The 19,334-nt window shown below is 57.7% G+C and carries 20 protein-coding genes; 17 read left to right on the top strand and 3 right to left on the bottom strand.

Translation table 11 applies throughout. The annotated features are described in order from the left end of the window. Positions 1 to 25: 25 nt before the first annotated feature. Complete coding sequence (locus tag ACQAYK_RS06425; protein ID WP_215873237.1) at positions 26 to 2,023, bottom strand: monovalent cation:proton antiporter family protein; 1,998 nt, start codon at positions 2,021 to 2,023, stop codon at positions 26 to 28. Positions 2,024 to 2,077: 54 nt separating this feature from the next. On the opposite strand from ACQAYK_RS06425, the gene rfaD reads away from it, so the two are divergent. Both rfaD and ACQAYK_RS06435 read left to right on the top strand, forming a co-directional pair. Further along, positions 2,078 to 3,064, top strand: coding sequence for an ADP-glyceromanno-heptose 6-epimerase (rfaD, locus tag ACQAYK_RS06430; protein WP_215873236.1), 987 nt, complete (start codon positions 2,078 to 2,080; stop codon positions 3,062 to 3,064). A 2-nt stretch (positions 3,065 to 3,066) separates the two neighbouring features. After that, positions 3,067 to 4,074 carry an NAD-dependent epimerase gene (locus ACQAYK_RS06435; RefSeq protein ID WP_215873235.1) on the top strand — a complete coding sequence of 336 codons (1,008 nt, stop codon included), beginning with the start codon at positions 3,067 to 3,069 and terminating at the stop codon, positions 4,072 to 4,074. A gap of 7 nt (positions 4,075 to 4,081) precedes the next feature. On the opposite strand, the gene ACQAYK_RS06440 is transcribed toward ACQAYK_RS06435, so the two are convergent. Further along, a complete protein-coding gene (locus tag ACQAYK_RS06440) occupies positions 4,082 to 5,212 on the bottom strand; it encodes a fatty acid desaturase (RefSeq protein ID WP_215873234.1) in 1,131 nt (376 codons plus the stop codon). Positions 5,213 to 5,407: 195 nt separating this feature from the next. Here ACQAYK_RS06440 and ACQAYK_RS06445 point away from each other — a divergent pair, with 195 nt between their 5' ends. From ACQAYK_RS06445 to ACQAYK_RS06490, 10 genes are all read left to right on the top strand, one after another. Next, positions 5,408 to 5,716, top strand: a complete 309-nt coding sequence (locus tag ACQAYK_RS06445; RefSeq protein WP_226826880.1) for a hypothetical protein — start codon at positions 5,408 to 5,410, stop codon at positions 5,714 to 5,716. Positions 5,717 to 5,848: 132 nt separating this feature from the next. Then, complete coding sequence (locus ACQAYK_RS06450; RefSeq protein WP_226826882.1) at positions 5,849 to 6,394, top strand: c-type cytochrome; 546 nt, start codon at positions 5,849 to 5,851, stop codon at positions 6,392 to 6,394. A 46-nt stretch (positions 6,395 to 6,440) separates the two neighbouring features. Beyond that, positions 6,441 to 7,658 carry an MFS transporter gene (locus ACQAYK_RS06455; RefSeq protein ID WP_215871174.1) on the top strand — a complete coding sequence of 406 codons (1,218 nt, stop codon included), beginning with the start codon at positions 6,441 to 6,443 and terminating at the stop codon, positions 7,656 to 7,658. Positions 7,659 to 7,839: 181 nt separating this feature from the next. Next, positions 7,840 to 8,130, top strand: coding sequence for a DUF3293 domain-containing protein (locus ACQAYK_RS06460; RefSeq protein ID WP_215871173.1), 291 nt, complete (start codon positions 7,840 to 7,842; stop codon positions 8,128 to 8,130). A 34-nt stretch (positions 8,131 to 8,164) separates the two neighbouring features. Beyond that, positions 8,165 to 8,599 carry a hypothetical protein gene (locus ACQAYK_RS06465; protein ID WP_215871172.1) on the top strand — a complete coding sequence of 145 codons (435 nt, stop codon included), beginning with the start codon at positions 8,165 to 8,167 and terminating at the stop codon, positions 8,597 to 8,599. Between the two features lie 358 nt (positions 8,600 to 8,957). Next, complete coding sequence (locus ACQAYK_RS06470) at positions 8,958 to 9,569, top strand: C40 family peptidase (protein ID WP_215871171.1); 612 nt, start codon at positions 8,958 to 8,960, stop codon at positions 9,567 to 9,569. A 90-nt stretch (positions 9,570 to 9,659) separates the two neighbouring features. After that, positions 9,660 to 10,826 (top strand): lytic murein transglycosylase, encoded by a 1,167-nt coding sequence (locus ACQAYK_RS06475; RefSeq protein WP_215871170.1) that lies wholly within the window; start codon positions 9,660 to 9,662, stop codon positions 10,824 to 10,826. Positions 10,827 to 10,883: 57 nt separating this feature from the next. Then, positions 10,884 to 12,215, top strand: a complete 1,332-nt coding sequence (locus ACQAYK_RS06480) for a TRZ/ATZ family hydrolase (protein WP_215871169.1) — start codon at positions 10,884 to 10,886, stop codon at positions 12,213 to 12,215. Further along, positions 12,215 to 12,919, top strand: a complete 705-nt coding sequence (ubiG, locus tag ACQAYK_RS06485; RefSeq protein WP_215871168.1) for a bifunctional 2-polyprenyl-6-hydroxyphenol methylase/3-demethylubiquinol 3-O-methyltransferase UbiG — start codon at positions 12,215 to 12,217, stop codon at positions 12,917 to 12,919. The genes ACQAYK_RS06480 and ubiG overlap by 1 nt, the downstream gene beginning before the upstream one ends. Continuing rightward, positions 12,916 to 13,578, top strand: a complete 663-nt coding sequence (locus ACQAYK_RS06490) for an HAD family hydrolase (protein WP_215871167.1) — start codon at positions 12,916 to 12,918, stop codon at positions 13,576 to 13,578. The genes ubiG and ACQAYK_RS06490 overlap by 4 nt, the downstream gene beginning before the upstream one ends. On the opposite strand, the gene ACQAYK_RS06495 is transcribed toward ACQAYK_RS06490, so the two are convergent. Beyond that, positions 13,552 to 14,397, bottom strand: a complete 846-nt coding sequence (locus ACQAYK_RS06495) for a DMT family transporter (RefSeq protein ID WP_226826884.1) — start codon at positions 14,395 to 14,397, stop codon at positions 13,552 to 13,554. The two genes, ACQAYK_RS06490 and ACQAYK_RS06495, sit on opposite strands and share 27 nt — an antisense overlap. A gap of 135 nt (positions 14,398 to 14,532) precedes the next feature. Here ACQAYK_RS06495 and dapC point away from each other — a divergent pair, with 135 nt between their 5' ends. The 5 genes from dapC to ACQAYK_RS06520 are packed head-to-tail and all read left to right on the top strand — an operon-like array spanning position 14,533 to position 19,309. Further along, complete coding sequence (gene dapC, locus ACQAYK_RS06500; protein WP_215871165.1) at positions 14,533 to 15,711, top strand: succinyldiaminopimelate transaminase; 1,179 nt, start codon at positions 14,533 to 14,535, stop codon at positions 15,709 to 15,711. Positions 15,712 to 15,731: 20 nt separating this feature from the next. Continuing rightward, positions 15,732 to 16,553: a 2,3,4,5-tetrahydropyridine-2,6-dicarboxylate N-succinyltransferase gene (dapD, locus tag ACQAYK_RS06505; protein ID WP_215871164.1), complete on the top strand. Its 822-nt coding sequence runs from the start codon at positions 15,732 to 15,734 to the stop codon at positions 16,551 to 16,553. Beyond that, a complete protein-coding gene (dapE, locus tag ACQAYK_RS06510; protein ID WP_215871163.1) occupies positions 16,553 to 17,689 on the top strand; it encodes a succinyl-diaminopimelate desuccinylase in 1,137 nt (378 codons plus the stop codon). Before dapD ends, dapE begins: the two co-directional genes overlap by 1 nt. Further along, the gene (locus ACQAYK_RS06515) at positions 17,689 to 18,357 is read left to right on the top strand and encodes a hypothetical protein (RefSeq protein WP_483167354.1); all 669 of its coding nucleotides are present in this window, start codon (positions 17,689 to 17,691) and stop codon (positions 18,355 to 18,357) included. Before dapE ends, ACQAYK_RS06515 begins: the two co-directional genes overlap by 1 nt. Before the next feature lies 1 nt (position 18,358). Continuing rightward, a complete protein-coding gene (locus ACQAYK_RS06520; RefSeq protein ID WP_215871188.1) occupies positions 18,359 to 19,309 on the top strand; it encodes a sulfotransferase family protein in 951 nt (316 codons plus the stop codon). Positions 19,310 to 19,334: the final 25 nt, after the last annotated feature.

A 19,334-nucleotide genomic window follows, 5' to 3' on the forward strand; every position in this document is an offset into this window, starting at 1 on the left:
TCCTCTCGATTGCGTGATTTCCGACCTACACTGCCTCCACACCTTTCGCGTCTTTCTCCTCCTGCTCCCCATGCAACACAAAGCGCTCGGAATCCGTCAGTGATTCTGGCGAACCAAAAAGTACCAGAACGTCCCCGCGGCGGAGTCTGGTTTCTGGCGAAGGTTCGCGCCCACGAATTCCAAAGCGACGCACAGCGGCGACTTGCACCCCACGTTTTTCCAGCTCTAAGTCACCCAGGCGGCGCCCGAGGGCATAGGCGGTCTCGCCCAAAGCGATGGAGTAGAGGCGTGGCGATTCCTGGTCCTCTCCCGGTGCTGAGCCGCCCCAAAAATTCCCGCGAAAGAGACTGTAGCGTTCCTGCCGGAAACGCCGCACTCGTCGCAATACCGTACTAAGCGGAAAGCCGATTTGCAGCAAGGTTTGGGAGGCGAGCATGAGTGCCCCTTCGGTAACTTCCGGAATGACCTCATCGGCACCGGCTGCCTCCAAGGCTGCCATCTGACTGTCGTCATGCGCCCGGACGACACTGGGAATCTGCGGCCGCAGCTCCTTGGCGACGGCAAGCACGCGGGCGGTTTCCTGGACATTGCCATAGGTAATGACGATGGCACGGGCGTGACCAATACCGGCTGCCTCCAGCAGATCGCGGCGACTGGCGTCACCATAGAAAATGGTTTCCCCTGCGGCCTGGGCCTGGCGTACCCGGGTAGGGTCGAGATCGAGGGCCAAGTAGGGAACCCCCTCATCCTCGAGAACGCGTGCGATGCTCTGCCCCACGCGACCATAGCCGCAGATGATGACATGTTCCCGCAGATCCTGCTGCCGGACTTCTTCCAGATCCTGCTGTCGGCGGTTACGGTAACCCGGAGCCAGGAGACGGGCAATGGCCCCATTGTACTGCACCAGCACCGGCGCGAAGAGCATGGACAGGAGCATCGCACCCAACACCGGTTGCAATACGCCGGGCGGCAGCAGATTTTTCTGGCTGGCGAGCGAAATGAGCACGAAGCCAAACTCCCCCGCCTGCGCCAAGACCACTGCGCTACGTAGCGCCACTCCGTTCTCAAAGCCAGTCACACGGCAAATGATCCACACTAGGCCGCCCTTGAGAAAGAAGATCAGTACCAGGACCAGCAAGACCCAGGGTAGATACTCGATCAAGACAGGAACATCGACCATCATGCCGATGGTCACAAAAAAAAGCCCGAGCAGGATATCCCGGAAGGAAGCGATGTCGGCCTCCACCTGGTAGCGATAGGCGGTTTCGGCAAGCAGCATGCCGGCGATGAAAGCGCCCAGGGCCAAAGACAACCCGGCTGCTTCGGTAATCCAGGCCAGCCCGAGGGTGACGAGCAAGAGATTGAGCATGAAAAGCTCATTCGATTTGCGCGCGGCTACCCACTCAAACCAGGGACTGACGAGCGGGCGACCGATGACCACCAGCAGCAGCAATGCCAAAACCGCTTTAGCACCGGCAATGGCCAAATCATGGGGCAATTCCCTGGGCGACCCTGCGAGAGCCGGGATGAGAATGAGCAGAGGGATGACCGCGAGATCCTGGAACAGCAATATACTGATGGCAATGCGGCCATGACGGCTTTGCGTTTCCAGACGATCCGCCAGGGCGCGCACCACCATGGCGGTGGACGACATCGCCAGAATCCCGCCGAGCACAACACCAGTCCGCCACGATAGGGGAATGAGTAGGGCAACACCAAGGAAGGTGATGGCCGTTAACACCACCTGCGCGCTGCCGAGGCCAAAAACCAAGCGACGCATGCGAATGAACTGCGCCAAGCTGAACTCCAGCCCGATACTGAACATCAGGAAGACGACCCCAAATTCCGCCAGGTGTCGCATGCGTTCCTCGTCTGGCACCAACGCCAGGGCATGCGGGCCGAGCAGCATCCCCATCAGCAGATAGGAAATGATGGGAGGCAGGCGCACTTTCCGGGCCGCAGCCACCGTGAGTACTGCGGCGGCGAGCAGAACAACGACCGTCAGCAGAGAATGATCAGGCATGGCTCCTTCCAGCAGGGTTTTTGCTATCATAGCGCAAAGGAGGTGGCCAATCCCATGTATATCGTTACTGGCGGTGCTGGATTCATCGGTGCCAATCTCGTACACGCCCTCAATCAGCGAGGGATCTCTGACATTCTGGTCAGTGATCATTTGCAACGTGCCGACAAGTTTCGCAACCTCGCCGATCTCGACATTCGCGATTATTTCGAGGCCGAGGCCTTTCTGCCCGAACTGCTTGCGGGCCGTCTGGGGAAGATCGACGCCATCTTTCATCAGGGCGCCTGTTCCGACACCATGGCCAGTGATGGTCGCTATGTCATGGACAACAACTACGCCCACAGCAAGGCCCTGTTCCATTGGTGTCAGGAAAACCGGGTACCGTTCCTCTATGCCTCTAGCGCCTCGGTGTATGGCATGACCGGTCGCTTTCGCGAAGAGCGCGCAGCGGAAGATCCCCTCAATATCTATGCCTTCAGCAAATTTCAGTTCGACCAGTACCTGCGGGCCCAGTGGCACGCCCTACAGGCACCGGTGCATGGCTTTCGCTTCTTCAACGTCTATGGGCCACGGGAGTTCCATAAGGGACGTATGGCGTCGGTGGCTCTGCATTTTTCCCGGCAATATCGCCAGGAGGGCAGGGTACGCCTCTTTGCTGGTAGTGCCGGTTATGCGGATGGCGAACAGCGTCGCGATTTCATCCATGTGGACGACGTAGTTGCCGTCCATTTTCACTTTTTGGAGCATCCAAATTCTGGCATCTACAATGTCGGAACGGGTCGGGCGCAGAGTTTCAATGATGTCGCCCTCGCCGTCATCCAGACGATCGACGCAGAAACCGGCAAAGCGCCCCGCTCCCTCGTCGAACTGCAACAGCAAGGAATGATTACGTACATGCCCATGCCCGAAGCCCTGCATGGCAAATATCAGAGTTATACCCAGGCCGATATCGAAACATTGCGCGCCGCGGGCTATACCGCTCCCTTCCTGGATGTGGAAGCTGGCGTGAGACGCTATCAGGCCTGGCTGCGTGAGAGGGAATGAGCATGGATGGACGGATTCTGGTAACCGGAGCGGCCGGGTTCATCGGCTTTCATCTCAGTCGTCGCCTACTCGCGGAGGGGTATTCGGTCTATGGCATCGATAACCTCAATGCCTATTATGATCCCGCTCTCAAGCGCGCCCGTCTGGCGCAGTTGGAAAGTCATCCCGCTTTCCAGTTTCAACGACTCGATCTCGCGGATCGAGCCGGTATGGAAGCGCTGTTTTCGCGCTTGCCTTTCGCGGCAGTGGTCAATCTGGCGGCCCAGGCGGGAGTTCGCTATTCCCTGAAGGCGCCCCACGAATACGTGGACAGTAACCTGCAAGGTTTTCTGAATGTTCTGGAGGGTTGTCGGCAGCAGCAGGTGCAACACCTGCTCTTTGCTTCTTCCAGTTCTGTCTATGGCGCCAACAGCCAGTTACCCTACAGCACCCATGATCCGGTCGATCATCCGGTCAGTCTCTACGCCGCGACCAAGCGGGCAGGCGAGTTGATGGCGCACAGCTATGCCCACCTCTACCGCATCCCCTGCACCGGTTTACGCTTTTTTACAGTCTACGGCCCCTGGGGTCGGCCAGATATGGCCTATTTCAGTTTCACCCAGAAAATCCTGGCCGGAGAAAAGATCCCGGTATTCAATCACGGACAGATGCAGCGCGACTTCACCTATATCGATGACATCGTCGAGGCAGTGACGCGGCTGCTCCCTCTTGCGCCCGCGCCGCAAGAAAGTTGGCCGGCAGATCCAGCAAGCAGCGCAGCGCCGTTTCGCATTCACAACATCGGCAATCATCAGCCCGTGGCGTTGCTGGAATTTATTCGGCTGCTGGAGGAGGCGCTGGGACGCAGCGCCGAACTGGAGCTTCTGCCGATGCAGGATGGCGACGTGCACGCCACCTATGCCGAGGTCAGCGAATTGCAGCGGACGGTGGATTTCGCCCCGCGCACAGACCTGGCGACGGGGCTTGGACGCTTCGTTGCCTGGTACCGCGACTATTTCGGCGGCCAGTAGAGCCTCTTCAACCCTGCGCAGTCCCTTGCCTGCGGACCACCGGGGCGACATCGATCACCCGCGTCAGCAGGCCATTCTGCTCCTGTGTTGCAAGCCACGAGCGCGCCTGGCGGAAACGCAGCCAGCAATGCTGTTCGTAATCGTAAAGCTGGCACTGCGCAAAAATTCGCCATACTGCGCGAAAACTGAAGCGCATTTCGTGGATATATTGTCCATACTGCTCGCGCAGATCGGCATAGGCCCCCTTCAGGTGATAGAAAGGGATCCGCGCATCGACATGGTGCGGAGTATGGATAAGGATGTTGTGGATCAGCATCTCGCTGATGCGCGAGCAACGCACGATGGTGCTGCAATAGAGCTGACCCAGCGCCGGTGTCCAATCCTCTTTTTCAGCGAAAAAGGGTAGATCGGGGTGCGTGTGATGCAAAAAGACAAAGAGCGCGATGAAGTAGTTAAAAACGATGAAGGGCAGAAGTACCGCCGAGATCCATGACCAGATTCCCCCAATCCACCAAGCGAGTACCGAGAAGCCCAGGAAAAAGGCTAGGGTAATGAGTTTGTCATTGCGAAATGCAGTGCGATTTTTTCCGTCCCCACGAAAACGCAGCATGCCTGGCCACCAGACGCGTAAAATGTAGTGTAAGGCACAAGCATAGGGGCTGCGCTCCAGACGGTAGAGCAGGCGCCTTGGCCAGGAGCTTTTGCGGTATTCGGCAGGGGTCCAAGGGCGCCAGATCCAGTCAACCGAACTCAGACTGGTAAAGCCATGATGCACGCGGTTATGGCCGAAGGCCCACAGGCGGTACATATTGAAAGAGGGCAGCATAAAAACCGTCCCCAACCAGCGCGACAAATGCTGACTGCGGAAGAGGGCACCGTGCGCCGCATCGTGGGCCCAAACAAACATGAAGGCGACGGCTGCACCGGCCAGCAATCCGAATACCAGCTTTAGCCATCCATGGGGAGCGAGCAGGGCACCGGCAATCGCGCCCAGGTAGAGCAGGGCGTCAAAGAAGTAAGCCAGCAGCGCTCGGGTGATGGATTGTTGATAACGTTCCGGCCGGATGGCCGCGCGCAGCTCCTGTAGCCGGATCGGACGTACCTGCGCCAGATCCTGTTGCAGAGATTTTTGAAGCATCACAAACCCCCTAACATCATAGTGTATTAGTATATTTATATCGTTATTGTATGAGGAGAGCAAGTAACGATGCCCCAAGCCCCGGTTCTCTCCAGGCCGATTCTCGCTCTCTTGCAGGCTTAGAGATGATGATGCTAGATTGCTGAGCGGGGATTACTTCCTCATTCATTCAGGGAGAATGTGAGCATGTTGGATATGAGCAAAATTAAGCCTGTTACCCGATTGGTCCTGCTGGCTGGCGTCATTGCCCTGGCCAGTGCCTGCGCGAAGAAAGAGGAGAGCACTGCCGCCGCTTCTTCCAGCGCCACCACCGAATCCTCTGCCGCCGCCAGCTCCGATACGAGTTCTGCCACGGCAGCCAGCACCGCGCCGGAAAGTTCCGCGGCGACGGCCTCTGACATGAGTGGCATGAGTGGTGCCGCCAGCACCGAGTCTTCGGATTCGGCGGATGCGGCGACCTCCAGTGATGACGGCAGTGGGGGCTCCAGTACCTCTACCGACTGATCCTCTCTACAGAGGCTGTCTGGGAATGGGCCGGTGGGTTCTTCTCCACTGGCCCATTTTGTTTTATCCTCTTTTTTAAATTACAGAACGTTGGGCGAGAAAGATCTCACGGAAACAAAGGGAGGTTTTGCAATGGTTATGGAAGGGAAGCGTATTCATCCGCTGGCGCGGACCGTAGTAATGCTGGGGATCATTGGGCTTGCAGCAGCCTGTGGTAAAGGTAACGAAAGCAGCAGTGCAGCAGCATCGTCCGCAAGTGGCAGTGACAGCACGGCAATGTCTTCCAGCGACAGTGGTGCTGGAGCAACAGAATCTGGTTCCAGCGCAGAGACCAACTCACCGGCGGCCTATCAGACATCTCCCGCAGCTCATCTGGTTCCAGCAGCGATGAGCACAGACCAGATGGCCAAGGCCAAATCCCTGGCGGAAGCGAAGGGCTGTTTTGCTTGTCATCAGGTCGATGCCAAGGTCGTAGGACCGGCGTTTGCCTGGGTAGCCTACAAGTACAAAGGCAATCCGAAGGCAGAAGGAAAACTGGCGGATGCCATCCAGCATGGTATCAGCGGTGTATGGGGTGGCATGCCTATGCCGGCCCAGGATGTTACCCCTGCGCAAGCCAAGGAACTTGCCTCCTGGGTACTGGCGCAAAAGCCCATCGCGCCGCCCAAGGCTTCATAAACCTACTGGTTTCATGATACAAACCCCGCTTCATGCGGGGTTTTTTATGCGAAAAGTATTCTGGATCGCCAGTAGCTATTATGCCGAGGGGCTACCGTTTTCCCTGGTACAGCAAGTGTCTGTACAATTTTTTACCGCTGCTGGAGCTGGAACTCCTCTGATCGGCTTACTTTCTCTGCTGGGGCTGCCCTGGAACTTCAAGTTGTTCTGGAGCCCACTGATTGATCTCTTCGGCAATAAAAAGCGCTGGATCTTTGTCATGGAACTGATCCTGGCGGGAGTAGCCATGCTGCTCATCTGGCCCGCGCAGACGATGAATCTGTCACTAGCCTTCAAGATTTTCGCGCTCATGGCGGTGATGTCCGCCACCCACGATATGTCCGTCGATGGTTTTTATATCCAGACCTTACCGGAAAGTGAACAGGCCGGATACTCCGGTTTGCGGGTCGCGGCCTACCGGGTAGCCATGTTGGTTGGTAATGGGGCTCTGGTGATCATTGCTGGGTGGATCTCCTGGTTTGCCTGTTTTGCTCTTGCAGCGTTGATGTTGCTCGGTTTGGCATTCTGGCATCGGGCCGTGATGCCGGTTCCGGAAAAAGGCACGACGCCCAAAGGGCAGCGCTGGGAGCAAGTGATCAACTCCGTACGTAGCTATCTTACGCAACCACACATCGTCTGGGCATTACTGTTCATCTTGCTGTTTCGCGCCGGCGACGCCTTTCTTTTCGCCATGGTTACCCCATTTTTGCATAGCTTGGGCTATGGTTTGATCGCACGCGGTGTACTTACTGGCGCCGTGGGAACCATCACTGGAATCGCGGGTTCTATTCTGGGTGGCTTGATTATCGCACGCTGGAGTCTGCAACGAAGTATTTTTATCCTGACCTTCATTCAATCCTTTGCAATTCTTGCCTACGCGTGGCTTGCCTGGGCCAAGCCGGATGTGTTTTCGGTTGCGGCCGTTGCCGCGTTCGAGCAATTCGCCGGGGGTCTGGGTACGGCAGTGCTCATGGTCTTTCTGATGCAACGTTGCCGCAGGGGGTTTGAAGCCACCCATTTCGCGATTGGCTCGGCCTTGATGTCTCTCGCCGCTACCGTAGCGGGCAGTTTCAGCGGCTTCCTGGTGCGAGACCTGGGTTATTTTCACTTTTTCCTGCTGAGTTTTGCTGCCGCGATTCCCAGCCTGTTCTTGGCATTCTTCATGCCGGCAGAGCTGTTTCAGCAGGAACGCAAGCGCTACGAGAAGTTGCAGGTTCCGGTGTAGCGCATTGATCTACCGAAAGTTCAACCTGCGACCTCGCGCTTCTGCCAAGGCATGTAACACACAAGAGACTGAACATCGCGGTCGTCAGCGCCGAACCTTTTCCACTGTTCTAGCTTCACCGGAGCTGCAAGAAGCCTATACAAGATCCCGTTACAAAACGGAAAACGCAAAAGTCGAATTCGTGATTGGTGCTCCCACGCGTCTGCGCGGTGCCGTACTGGGCGCCTGGAATCCGGGTTCACGCTGGCAGTCAGAATATCGCAACCGCAAACGCGATCAACGCTTGTTACGCAAGCTCGGAGGCCAATATTATCAGTCTATGTGGGGTGGTACCGATGCCTGGTGGGAACGACATTTCTGGGTGCCAGGGTTGACCTTTCAGCGCGCCAATCGTCTGGCTTCTGCCATGGAACAGAAAGCATTTCTCTTTCTTAACGGCAAGCACGTTCTGCTGATTTGGTGCTACACTTGAAAAATGCGAGATAAGATGAGAGCGGGGTAGGATCATGGGAAAGTTATTATTGTCTTACGAACTGCGAGAGGCAACCTTGGACGCAGTCGCGGAAACAGAGCAGTCCCATGTATTTCTGGAATATCGGGGGGAGTCTGGGGGTCCGGCTCTGTCCATCTCTGTGGGCACTGGATTATTTCAGCGTCTGGTAGAGCTGCACGCCGGCAAGGATAAGGCTCGTCAGTGGCTGCAAGCGCGGGTGCGGGAGGTGGCGGACCTGTCACCGAGCACTATCGAGCATTACCTGAACTTTGTCATCAAGCAACAACTTTGCGCTTTCCCTGAACAGTATCTCAGCAGCGAGCGGCTGGAGGTCCTACCGTTGTGTGTGTTGCCACAGGGAATGCGCACGGGTTTCTGTGCGCATTGCGCGATGAGTCGAGATAGCCTGATCAATCGGCCTTCGGACCTGGAGCGTATCAGCGCGTAGAGGGGCAACGGGCTGGCGGGAAGCAAGGGATTTCCCGATTCAATGCCCAGTCTCTAATGTCGCATAATCTATATTATGTTAAATCACGCATTCGGCCCTGCGAACCTATCCGAGGCACTTGAAGTGCTGATCCCGCCTGCCCCCTCCATCTCTTCATGCTCACAATGATCCTCAACAACGACTAGCTGCATATTGCGGGTAGCCGAGAAGTTCAAGCATCAGGAGAAGATGAAGTTTTTATATCGTATTTCTTTGAGAGCGGAATTCAATGCTATTTTCCGTGACAAGTTCCTCTTGCCAAAAAAAAGGTTTTGTTCTATAAACCGTTACAGATCGGAAAGAATAACGGGATGAATGCATGCGTAAATTAAAAAACGTCAGTCCATATGCCCGATTCGTGGGCGTACTTTTCGCCGTTTCCTCTCTGGTACTCTCTGGTTGCGCGGAATATGGGGGGGGTGACGGCTGGCAGCCACCGGTTGCGACTCAAGCCCCGGCAACGACTCCGCAAAACAGCTATTCCTATTACGACTCCCATCGCGAAGCGACAGTTTTGGATGCAGTGCTGGTCAATGCCATTGCGCAAATTGGCAAGCCCTATGTATGGGGCGGCGAAAGCCGGCATCATGGATTTGACTGCAGCGGCCTGATTCAATACGTACTGCAAGAGGCGGGAGTAACCGTGCCGCGTACCGCTCGAGCACAGGCCCTCGCCCTTCCGGCGGTTTCTTTCTCCCGCATTCGCAAAGGCGACCTGGTCTTTTTCAACACCATGGGCGCCCCGTATACTCATGTCGGTATTTATATTGGTGGTGACCAATTCGTCAGCGCCCTCAATCGTCATGCCGGGATTACCGTGCAGAGCCTGCATAATCCCTATTGGGCTCAACGTCTGGATGGCGTCAGGCGTCCCATGCCCCCGGAACTTCTTGCCATGCAGTCCCTGAATGACCACGTACTCAATCAATGAAGTTCTGGAAGGCTCTACCGCGGGCCCAAATTCTGAGCGGCGTGTATGGCAATTGATCAACGATAGATCATTTAGGTTTTCAGGAGCGTCATGAGTAGCGTGAACCAAAGATTTATTACCGGCCCCATTCTGCTCGGCTGCACTCTACTCCTCAGCGCTTGTGCCAATCAGGTGACTCCTGTCGCGCACCAGGTCTACCCGCAACAAACGACTCCCGCCATTGCGCCCCAGTCAGTGTCGCCAGCACCGGCCAGTGCACCAGCACAACCTGCTCGAACTCGGCAAATAGATTGCTCGCAGAATCTGTTCTTTCCCGGGTTTCCACAAGAATACCAAGTACAGCTGCGGAATTTCGCCTGCGCCTTACAGATCAAGTATCAGTTGCCCGAGCAGTGGGTCCTGCCTGCTCTCTACAATGCACGCTTCAACCAGCGGGCCCTCGCGCTGATGACCCCACCTCCTCCCTCTGCCACTCCCCCCCAGCCATACCCCTGGTGGCGCTATCGCGATCGCTTCGTGCGCGCCGATCGCCTACAGCGAGGGGTAAATTTTTGGCAGGCGCATCAGAATGTTATTGCGCAGGTTTCCGGAAGATATGGAGTCTCGCCGGAAATCCTCATGGGGATTCTGAATATTGAGACTGGCTTCGGTACGTTCCAGGGAAATTTTCCGGTGCTGGATGCAAACTTGTCTCTAGCCTTAGGACTACCAGCGCGAAGCTCCTTCTTTTTGTACCAAGCGGCCGAGACTATTCGTTTGGCACATCAATTGGGACAGCCTGTGTCTTCCTTGCGGGGATCGGAGGCCGGCGCGATGGGAATGTCGCAGTTCCTTGCGAGTAGCTATCTGAAATATGGAACCGTCTGGGATGATCCTCCCGGCGATGGTTTGCCAGATCTATGGCGCTCGGTACCGGATGTCTTGGCGTCGACTTCCAAATTCTTTCTTGGCCATGGCTGGCAGCCCGGACAGCCGGTTTTGCGCGAAGCCACCGTTCTCAATCCGGCACAGGCGACTGCCTTTCTGCATGGCCGCTATCCCCTGAGGGAAATCGAGCGCGCTGGCATTCGCCCCAATATAGCAACACCGATGCCCGCCAGTACCCAAGTGGGACTGCTGCAGCTGGCCACCGAGCGAGGACCGCGCTTCTTTATTGCCTATCCCAATTTTTACGCCATCATGGGCTACAATCCGAGCATCAACTATTCCGCTACGGTCTGGGCCTATGCACAAGCCCTGCAGGCACGCCTGGGCTGAGACTTCCCTGCTGCCGTGCTACACTCCCGGGAATTCCAACTCCCGGGGTGTTGTTGCGTGACGAAGAAATCGCTTTCTGACGTAGAACTACTCCTGCCGGAGTGGCTGGTCCCGATCGTTCCGGATGGCTTCCTTCCCGCCCATGGGGTAGCGGTTCGGGATGGCAAAATTGTCGCAACGGGTCACCATACTGATTTACGGGAGCGGTTCCCCGAGGCACAGCTTACTCCCCTCCCCGGCCAGGTTTTGTTGCCGGGTTTTGTGAATGTCCATACCCATGCAGCCATGACGCTCTTGCGCGGCCTGGCCGATGACCTACCGTTGATGGTCTGGCTGCGGGAGCACATCTGGCCCGCTGAGGGGCGCTTCGTCGCTCCCGACTTTGTGCGCGTAGGCACACGCTTGGCCATCGCAGAAATGCTGCGCGGGGGCACTACCTGCTTCAACGATATGTATTTTTTCCCGCAGGAGGCAGCAGAAGTCGCGCAGGAGATGGGCATGCGCATGGTACTTGGCCATGTCATCATCGACTTTCCCACGACCTACACGCGCAATGCCGAAGACGCCCTGCGTCTAGCTGCGGAGCACATCGCTATCCTGGGAAATCCTGCGCTGCTGCGCCACAGTATCGCGCCCCATGCACCCTACACGGTGAGTGACGGGCCGCTGCAGGAGGCTGCTGCACTGGCACGGCAACACGGAAGCTTCCTGCACATGCATGTGCATGAAACGGCAGGGGAAGTGCGCGATGCTTTAGCTAGAGACGACCGGCGCCCATTACGTCGCCTGCACGAACTGGGATTGCTGAATGAGCGGTTTCTTGCCGTGCACATGACGCAATTGAATGAAGATGACCTGGCCATCTGTAAGGAGACTGGCTTGCAGATTGCGCACTGCCCGGAGTCCAATCTCAAGCTGGGTTCGGGGATTGCCCCGGTAGCTACTCTCCTGGTGCAGGGTCAGGGAGTTGGCCTGGGTACCGATGGCGCAGCCAGCAACAATGATCTCGACATGCTCGGCGAATTGCGCACGGCAGCCCTGCTGGCCAAAGGACGAGAAGGCGACCCTACCGCTTTACCCGCCAAGCAGGCGCTGTACCTGGCGACCCTGGGCGGGGCGCGGGCCCTGGGTTGGGAAAAGGAGACTGGTAGCCTGGAGGTCGGCAAGGCCGCCGACTGTATCGCAATCAGTCTCGATCATCCTGCCACCAGTCCGGTCTACGACCCTATCTCGCAGCTCGTCTACTGCGCTGGACGCGATCAGGTGCGCAATGTTTGGGTGGCGGGCGTACAGAAAATACAGGATGGCCGGGCGCTGCATTGGGATGATGCCGAACTCGGCCGGGAAGCGCAGGACTGGGCCTTGCGCATTGCACGGGAGAACAGCTGATGAGCAATCTGGATCCAGCGGAGATCGACAAGTTTCAGTCTTTCGCAAATACCTGGTGGGACCCCCAGGGCCCGCTCCACACTTTGCATGAAATCAATCCGCTACGTCTCCAATATATCAACGAAAAAGTATCGGGTGGGCTGCGCGGCAAGCGCGTGCTGGATGTCGGCTGCGGTGCCGGTATCCTGAGCGAATCCATGGCCTGGCAGGGTGCGGAGGTGCTGGGGATCGATCTGGCGGAAGACGCGATTCAGGCGGGAAAGCAACATGCCGTAGAGCGGGGAATCGAGATGCAATATCGCGCAGTCGCCGTGGAAGATCTCGCGGCGGCAGAGCCCGACAGCTACGATGTCGTGACCTGCATGGAGATGCTCGAACACGTCCCTGACCCCGCTTCCATCATTGCCTCCTGCGCGAAATTGGTAAAACCCGGGGGAAGCGTGTTTCTCTCCACTCTCAACCGCAACCCGAAGAGTTATCTCTATGCCATTGTTGGTGCAGAATATCTCTTGGGTCTGTTACCCCGCGGTACCCATGACTATGAAAAATTCTTGCGGCCGAGTGAATTGCTGGACATGATTCGCGCCAGCGGCCTGCGTCTGCGCGATCTCCAGGGCATGCACTATGACCCTTGGCGGCGCGTGGCACGGCTGACGGGCGACGTAAGCGTCAACTATCTCTGTCATTGCCAGAAGCCTGCATGATGCATTGGCAGGCCCTGCTCTTTGATTTGGATGGCACCTTGGTGGACAGTGCGCCGGATCTGGTCGGTGCAGTGCAGGATCTGGCCAGAGAGCGAAATCTGCCAGTACCGGCGTTCGACGCACTCCGTCGGATGGCCTCTCATGGTGCGCCGGGACTGCTCGGGAAGGCATTTGGTATAACTCCCGCCGATCCCGACTATGCCCAGATGCGGCTGGATTTTTTGCGCCTGTATCGCGCCCGCGCGCACCGCGCCAGTGTCCTCTTTCCCGGAATCCTGCAGACTCTGCGGTACCTCTCGGAAAGGCAAATTCCTTGGGCCATCGTCACCAACAAAAGCGAGGAGTTGACCCACGATTTATTGGGCACCCTCGCCCTGCCCTATCCTCCCGCCATCGTGGTTGGTGGCGACACCACCGAGAAACCTAAGCCCTCGCCCCTGCCGGTGCAGTATGCCCTGCGGCATCTTGGAATCGAGCCCGAGGCGACCGTGTTTCTGGGAGATGATCGCCGTGACATCGAAGCCGCCCACGCGGCAGGTTGTCACGCCTGGGCTGCGTCCTGGGGCTATTGGCAGGAGTCCGATCCACCCAGTGCCTGGGGAGCCAATGTGGTGCTGGAAGACGCCGACGCCTTACGCGCCCGCCTTTTGGCGAATTAACTGCACGAGAGAAGCAGACAGAATCAGCGCTGCCCCCGCGATTTCGATAAAGCTCATTGATTGATTTGCCCAAATCCAGGCAGAGACAGCACCCACAATGACCTCGATTGGCATAATCACTGCAGAAATACGGATGGGTAAACGGCTGACCCCATAGATGGTGCTGGCGGTAGCGAAACCGACCCAGAACCAAGCGAAGAGGGGAAGGAAGAGTACTGGCCAGTGGGGCGCGGCTGGCCAAGCCTCATTGACGGCGAAGGCCAAGGCAATAATGGCGCAACCCCACCAGATGGCGACCGCCCGGATGAGGTCAGAGCTGAGACTGGCCCCGCGCAGCACGACGTTACTCAAGGCAAAGGCAAAGCCGCTGCTCACGGCAAAAAACAGCGTGACCAGCCCGGCTGTGCGCAGATCCAGATTTCCCTGCACAACCACCAGTACGGTGCCGGACACCGCGAGCAGCACGGCCAAGGCGCCGCGCCAGCCGATGGCCTCTTTCAGGAAGACGCGGGCGAGCAATACCGCCCAGACCGGCGACAGGTAAAAAAGCAGCAGGACGATGACGACCTGCCCGTGAAATAGGGCCATCATGAACGCCACATTGGTCCAGCCACCAAACAGTGCGAGCCAGAAAAGGCTGCGCCAATCGCCACGACGGACTTTGTGCACGCCACGCCGCCAGGCCAAAAGGCTCCCAGCCGCGGCCAGCAAAAGATAGGTGATGGCGATCAACCACGGCCCACCAAAGCCTTGCGCGGTAAAAAAGTGCAAGGGCCACCAATAGGTGCCCCATAGGCCAGCGCCCAGAATCAGGCTCAAAACCGGCAATAGCTGCGTAGAATGTGCTGAGGAACTCCCGGACACTTGTCAGCGCTGCCTGCTTGGCCCAAACTTTTGCGGATGAATCATGTTCACTCAGATCCCGTGACGCGCTGATGGGGAGGCGATTGTAAAATGAACCCACGACTGTCGTCACTGCAGGCATACCCCTTTGAGCGTCTGCGCGATTTGCTGGCCGGTGTACACCCCCCGGCCCTACCCCTGATCGATTTTTCCATCGGGGAACCGCGGCATCCTGCTCCCGCCCTGGTGGTGGAAAGTATCATCGAACATCTGCATGGCCTTGCGGAGTACCCCAAAGTACTCGGCGCGGACACCTTGCGTGAGGCGATCGCCGCCTGGGCGTCCCGGCGCTTCACCCTGCCCGAGGGCTTCCTCGATCCCGAAAAGCACATTTTGCCTGCCAACGGCAGTCGTGAGGCGTTGTTCAGCGTTGCCCAGGCACTGACGGATAGTGGCTCCGGCAAGGATCTGATTCTGTTACCCAACCCTTTCTATCAGATCTACGAGGGCGCAGCGATCCTCGCGGGGGCGCAACCGTACTATCTCAATTGCGAGGCAAGCGGCCAACCGGACTACCGGGCGGTAGCGCCGGAGATCTGGCAGCGTTGTGCCCTGCTCTATGTGAACAGCCCACACAATCCCACCGGGGCTGCCTTGCAGGCGGAGGATTGGGATTTTCTGGTCGCCACGGCGCGGCAATATGATTTCATTTTGGCGGCGGATGAATGCTACAGCGAGATCTACTTCGATACCCCTCCGGCTGGGGTACTGAGCGCCGCAGCCCGCAGCGGCTCTTTGAGCAAGGTTTTGGCATTTCACAGCCTCTCCAAGCGTTCCAGTATCCCCGGTGCGCGCAGCGGCTTCGTTGCCGGTGACGCAGAGCTGTTGGCGGCTTTCCGGCTCTATCGCACCTACCTGGGTAATGCCATGCCGCCCTTCATCCAGGCCGCGTCGGCGGCGGCCTGGGGCGACGAAAAACATGTCATTGCCATGCGCGAGGACTACGCAGAGAAATTTGCGGCGGCGGCAGAAATCCTGGGTGATCTCCTCCCCGTCGAACGTCCCGATGGTGGCTTTTATCTCTGGTTGCAGGTGGGCGATGGCGAGGCCTTTACCCGCGATCTCTACGCGGTCCAACACGTACGCTGCCTGCCCGGCACCTATCTGGCACGTGCGGCGCATGGGGCCCATCCTGGCGTCGAGCGCGTGCGCATCGCCCTGGTTGGTCCTCTGGACATTTGTCGTGAAGGGCTGATCAGAATCCGTAAGTTTCTCCAAACATTCTCTTGATCCTAAAAGGAAATTATCTAGTGACTGCATTGCAAGAAATCATTGATACGGCCTGGGAACAGCGGGCCGAAATTTCCCCCAAACAGGCCCCTGCAGAGCTGCGCGAGGCGGTGCATCAGGTACTGGAGGGGCTCGACAAGGGCGTGCTGCGCGTGGCCGAAAAGATCGATAGGCAGTGGCACACCCATCAGTGGATCAAGAAAGCGGTGCTGCTCTCCTTTCGCCTGCAAGACAATTTCCGCATGAATGGTGGCGAGACACAGTATTACGACAAAGTGCCAGGCAAGTTCAGCGATTACAACAGCAACGACTTCCGCACTGGCGGATTTCGCGTGGTGCCACCCGCGACCGTGCGCAAAGGGGCATTCATTGGTCGCAATTGCGTGCTCATGCCCTCCTTCGTCAACATCGGCGCCTATGTCGATGAGGGTACGATGGTCGACACCTGGGCGACGGTGGGTTCCTGCGCGCAGATCGGTAAGAATGTGCATCTCTCCGGTGGCGTCGGCATCGGCGGCGTGCTCGAGCCACTCCAGGCCAACCCTACCATCATCGAAGACAACTGCTTCATCGGCGCCCGCTCCGAAGTGGTGGAAGGAGTGATCGTCGAGGAAGGCTCGGTGATTTCCATGGGGGTATTTTTGGGGGCCAGCACGCGGATCTTCGACCGCAGCACCGGCGAGATCAGCTATGGCCGGGTGCCCGCCGGTTCGGTGGTGGTGTCCGGCAATCTGCCCGCCAAGGACGGCAGTTACAGTCTCTATTGCGCCGTAATTGTGAAAAAGGTCGATGCCAAAACCTTGAGTAAGGTCGGCATCAACGAAATTCTGCGCGATCTCTGATGCGCGTTCTCGACTACAGCAAGGAACTGATTGCCCGTCAGTCGGTAACACCTGCGGATGCGGGCTGTCAGGAGTGGATGATCGAAAAGCTTGCGGCGCTCGGATTTACCATCGAGCGCATGCCTGCCGGCGGCGTGGAGAACTTCTGGGCCGTACACGGTTCAGAGGGCCCCGTGTTCTGCTTTGCCGGACACACCGATGTCGTCCCGACCGGGCCGCTCGATGCCTGGCATAGCGATCCCTTCGTGCCGATCATTCGCGATGGGAATCTGTATGGCCGGGGGGCTGCCGACATGAAAGGAAGTCTCGCGGCAATGCTGGTGGCTACCGAGGATTTTCTGCGCGAGTCTCCCGATCATTCAGGCCGCATTGCTTTTCTGATCACCTCCGATGAGGAGGGCGTCGCTACCCATGGTACCCGCCACGTGGTCGAGCAACTCCACTGCCGTGGTGAACGGATCGACTACTGCCTGGTCGGCGAGCCTTCTTCGGAAGAAAGCCTGGCCGATGTGGTCAAGAATGGCCGCCGTGGTTCCCTCAATGGCACCCTCCGCATCCTCGGTGTGCAGGGCCATGTGGCCTACCCGGAGAAGGCGGACAACCCTATTCATCGGGTCTTGCCAGCCCTCCAGGAACTTGTCGGACGTGAATGGGATGCCGGCAGCCCTGACTTCCCCCCCACGCGCCTGCAGATCTCGAATATCCACGCTGGCACCGGCGCTACCAATGTCATTCCCGGTGTGCTCGAGCTGCAATTCAATTTTCGCTTTTCGCCAGCATCCAGCGTGGAGGACCTGCAGGCAGCCGTACAGGAAATTCTGGATCGTAAGCAGCTGCGCTACGAGCTGGACTGGCAGTTCTCCGGGCCACCGTTTTATACCGCGCCCGGCAAGTTATTGGATGCGGTGCAAACGGGCATCACCGAGATCATGGGACGGCCGGCAAAGCTGTCCACTGGGGGTGGCACCTCCGATGGCCGCTTCATTGCCCTGCTGGGCGGTGAGGTGGTGGAGCTTGGTCCCTGCAATGCGAGTATCCATAAGATTGACGAGCATGTGGCCCTGGCCGACCTGGAGCGCCTGCCGCAGGTTTACCTTGCTTCCCTCCGCGCCCTGTTCGCTTCGGGAGGGGTATAGTGATCGTGTTGCGCCTGGCGACAGCGCTTCTGCTGGTTTATGTGCCCATTGCCATGGCCGCTACTCCAGTCCTGCAAAGCGCTTGTCAATTGGCCGACTCCCGTGCCACTCCCCACCCCCCACTTCGTGGTATGGCGACCTGGCTTGCTTGGCAGGACAACGGATCGGGAATGCAAAGCAGCCCGGAGAAAGAGCTGACAGCTGCCAGCAGCGTGCTTCCTTCGCCATCCTGCGCGCTGGTCGAAAATCTTACCAATCATCGTCGCGTAGCGGTTCTGATCGACCAAAAGAGCCCCCCTGGCAGTTTTGGCTTGCTACAACTGGGATCTGGCGCAGCTCGGGCATTGGATATTTTCGCTACGACTCCGATTGCGGTGGCGGGCTTGGCTGCTGCCGCCGCGGATGCCGCGGCACCAACGATGGCGGCGACCTCCGACCAGCATTATCTTTGGTCTGCGGCATATTCCAGCATCTATTTGGCGCAAGTGGCGTGGGAAAAGACGCAGCGTGCCGGTATCGCGAAAGTACAGATCGCGCCCGGTATTGATCATGGATCTTGGGCCTATCGTTTGCGCTTGGGTCCCCTACCCAACGGCCTTTCCCCAAGCATTCTGGCGCAGACCCTGCGCCATGCAGGATTTCCATTTCATACACCAGAAAATGAGTAAGATGCAAAATTGGCCTAATTTATTTATCGTCGGTGCGGTAAAAAGTGGGACCACTTCTCTTTGGGCGTATCTCAAGCAACATCCTGAGATCTATTTTCCGGAAATGAAAGAGCCGCATTATTTCACGCACCCGCATCCGGCCCCGGAACAACGTCATTGTATCCGTTATATTGACTCCGAAGAGCAGTATCTTCGACTGTATCAGGACTCGGGCCAAGTGACGTATCGGGGCGATGCCAGCCCCTCCTACCTGTGGTCGGAAGTCGCTGCGCAGGAAATCGCGCAATGTTGTCCAGACAGCAAGATCATCATCATCCTGCGCGATCCGGTACAGCGGGCCTATGCGCAATATCTGATGGACTTCAATGAGGGCGTTACCGATCTCGATTTTTACAGCGCCTTGCAACGGGACTGGACGCGTCCGGACAAAGGTTGGGGCGTATCCCAGTTATACGTCGAGCTGGGTTTGTATCATGATCAGATTCAGCGCTACTTTTCGCTGTTTGGTCGAAATCAGGTGAGAGTGCTTCTATTGGAGGATCTGCAACGCAAACCGCTACAGGTTCTCCATGATCTGGCAGAATTTCTGCAAGTTTCTCCCCTGCCGTTTCAACGCATCGATTTCCGTAGGGCGCACAACCACTACGCACGCCCCCGCGGCAACTGGGCGCGGCGACTGGCTGGAAATCCCATTAGCCGGACCATTGGCGAATATTTTTTTCCGCAACGCTGGGGGGAGTATATCTGGCGCAATCTTTTCCTGCGGAAGGAAAAAAAGCCCGCCATCGATCCGCAAGCTCGGGACTGGTTGATTGAGCGCTTCCAGCCGGAAATGGCGCGGCTCGAAGGATTGCTGCAACGGCCTCTTCCAGAGCTGCGACGCAGTTGGCCAGAGGCTGAACTTCACCATGCGGCGGGCCATCCACTGTCGACGGAATCGTCCTTGCGGTAGCCAGGGATGGGGTCTATCTTCAAAG

This window comes from Acidithiobacillus sp. AC3 (assembly GCF_050261095.1).
In the GTDB taxonomy this organism is placed as follows: domain Bacteria; phylum Pseudomonadota; class Gammaproteobacteria; order Acidithiobacillales; family Acidithiobacillaceae; genus Igneacidithiobacillus; species Igneacidithiobacillus copahuensis.

Excerpts from the sequence above, each read along its gene's own strand:
- ACQAYK_RS06465 (WP_215871172.1), top strand. The coding sequence starts at position 8,165 with ATGGGAAAGTTATTATTGTCTTACGAACTGCGAGAGGCAACCTTGGAC.
- ACQAYK_RS06490 (WP_215871167.1), top strand. The coding sequence starts at position 12,916 with ATGATGCATTGGCAGGCCCTGCTCTTTGATTTGGATGGCACCTTGGTG.
- ACQAYK_RS06455 (WP_215871174.1), top strand. The coding sequence starts at position 6,441 with ATGCGAAAAGTATTCTGGATCGCCAGTAGCTATTATGCCGAGGGGCTA.
- ACQAYK_RS06470 (WP_215871171.1), top strand. The coding sequence starts at position 8,958 with ATGCGTAAATTAAAAAACGTCAGTCCATATGCCCGATTCGTGGGCGTA.
- ACQAYK_RS06435 (WP_215873235.1), top strand. The coding sequence starts at position 3,067 with ATGGATGGACGGATTCTGGTAACCGGAGCGGCCGGGTTCATCGGCTTT.
- rfaD (WP_215873236.1), top strand. The coding sequence starts at position 2,078 with ATGTATATCGTTACTGGCGGTGCTGGATTCATCGGTGCCAATCTCGTA.
- ACQAYK_RS06450 (WP_226826882.1), top strand. The coding sequence starts at position 5,849 with ATGGTTATGGAAGGGAAGCGTATTCATCCGCTGGCGCGGACCGTAGTA.
- ACQAYK_RS06520 (WP_215871188.1), top strand. The coding sequence starts at position 18,359 with ATGCAAAATTGGCCTAATTTATTTATCGTCGGTGCGGTAAAAAGTGGG.
- ACQAYK_RS06440 (WP_215873234.1), bottom strand. The coding sequence starts at position 5,212 with ATGCTTCAAAAATCTCTGCAACAGGATCTGGCGCAGGTACGTCCGATC.
- ACQAYK_RS06445 (WP_226826880.1), top strand. The coding sequence starts at position 5,408 with ATGAGCAAAATTAAGCCTGTTACCCGATTGGTCCTGCTGGCTGGCGTC.
- ACQAYK_RS06425 (WP_215873237.1), bottom strand. The coding sequence starts at position 2,023 with ATGCCTGATCATTCTCTGCTGACGGTCGTTGTTCTGCTCGCCGCCGCA.
- dapC (WP_215871165.1), top strand. The coding sequence starts at position 14,533 with ATGAACCCACGACTGTCGTCACTGCAGGCATACCCCTTTGAGCGTCTG.
- ubiG (WP_215871168.1), top strand. The coding sequence starts at position 12,215 with ATGAGCAATCTGGATCCAGCGGAGATCGACAAGTTTCAGTCTTTCGCA.
- dapE (WP_215871163.1), top strand. The coding sequence starts at position 16,553 with ATGCGCGTTCTCGACTACAGCAAGGAACTGATTGCCCGTCAGTCGGTA.
- ACQAYK_RS06475 (WP_215871170.1), top strand. The coding sequence starts at position 9,660 with ATGAGTAGCGTGAACCAAAGATTTATTACCGGCCCCATTCTGCTCGGC.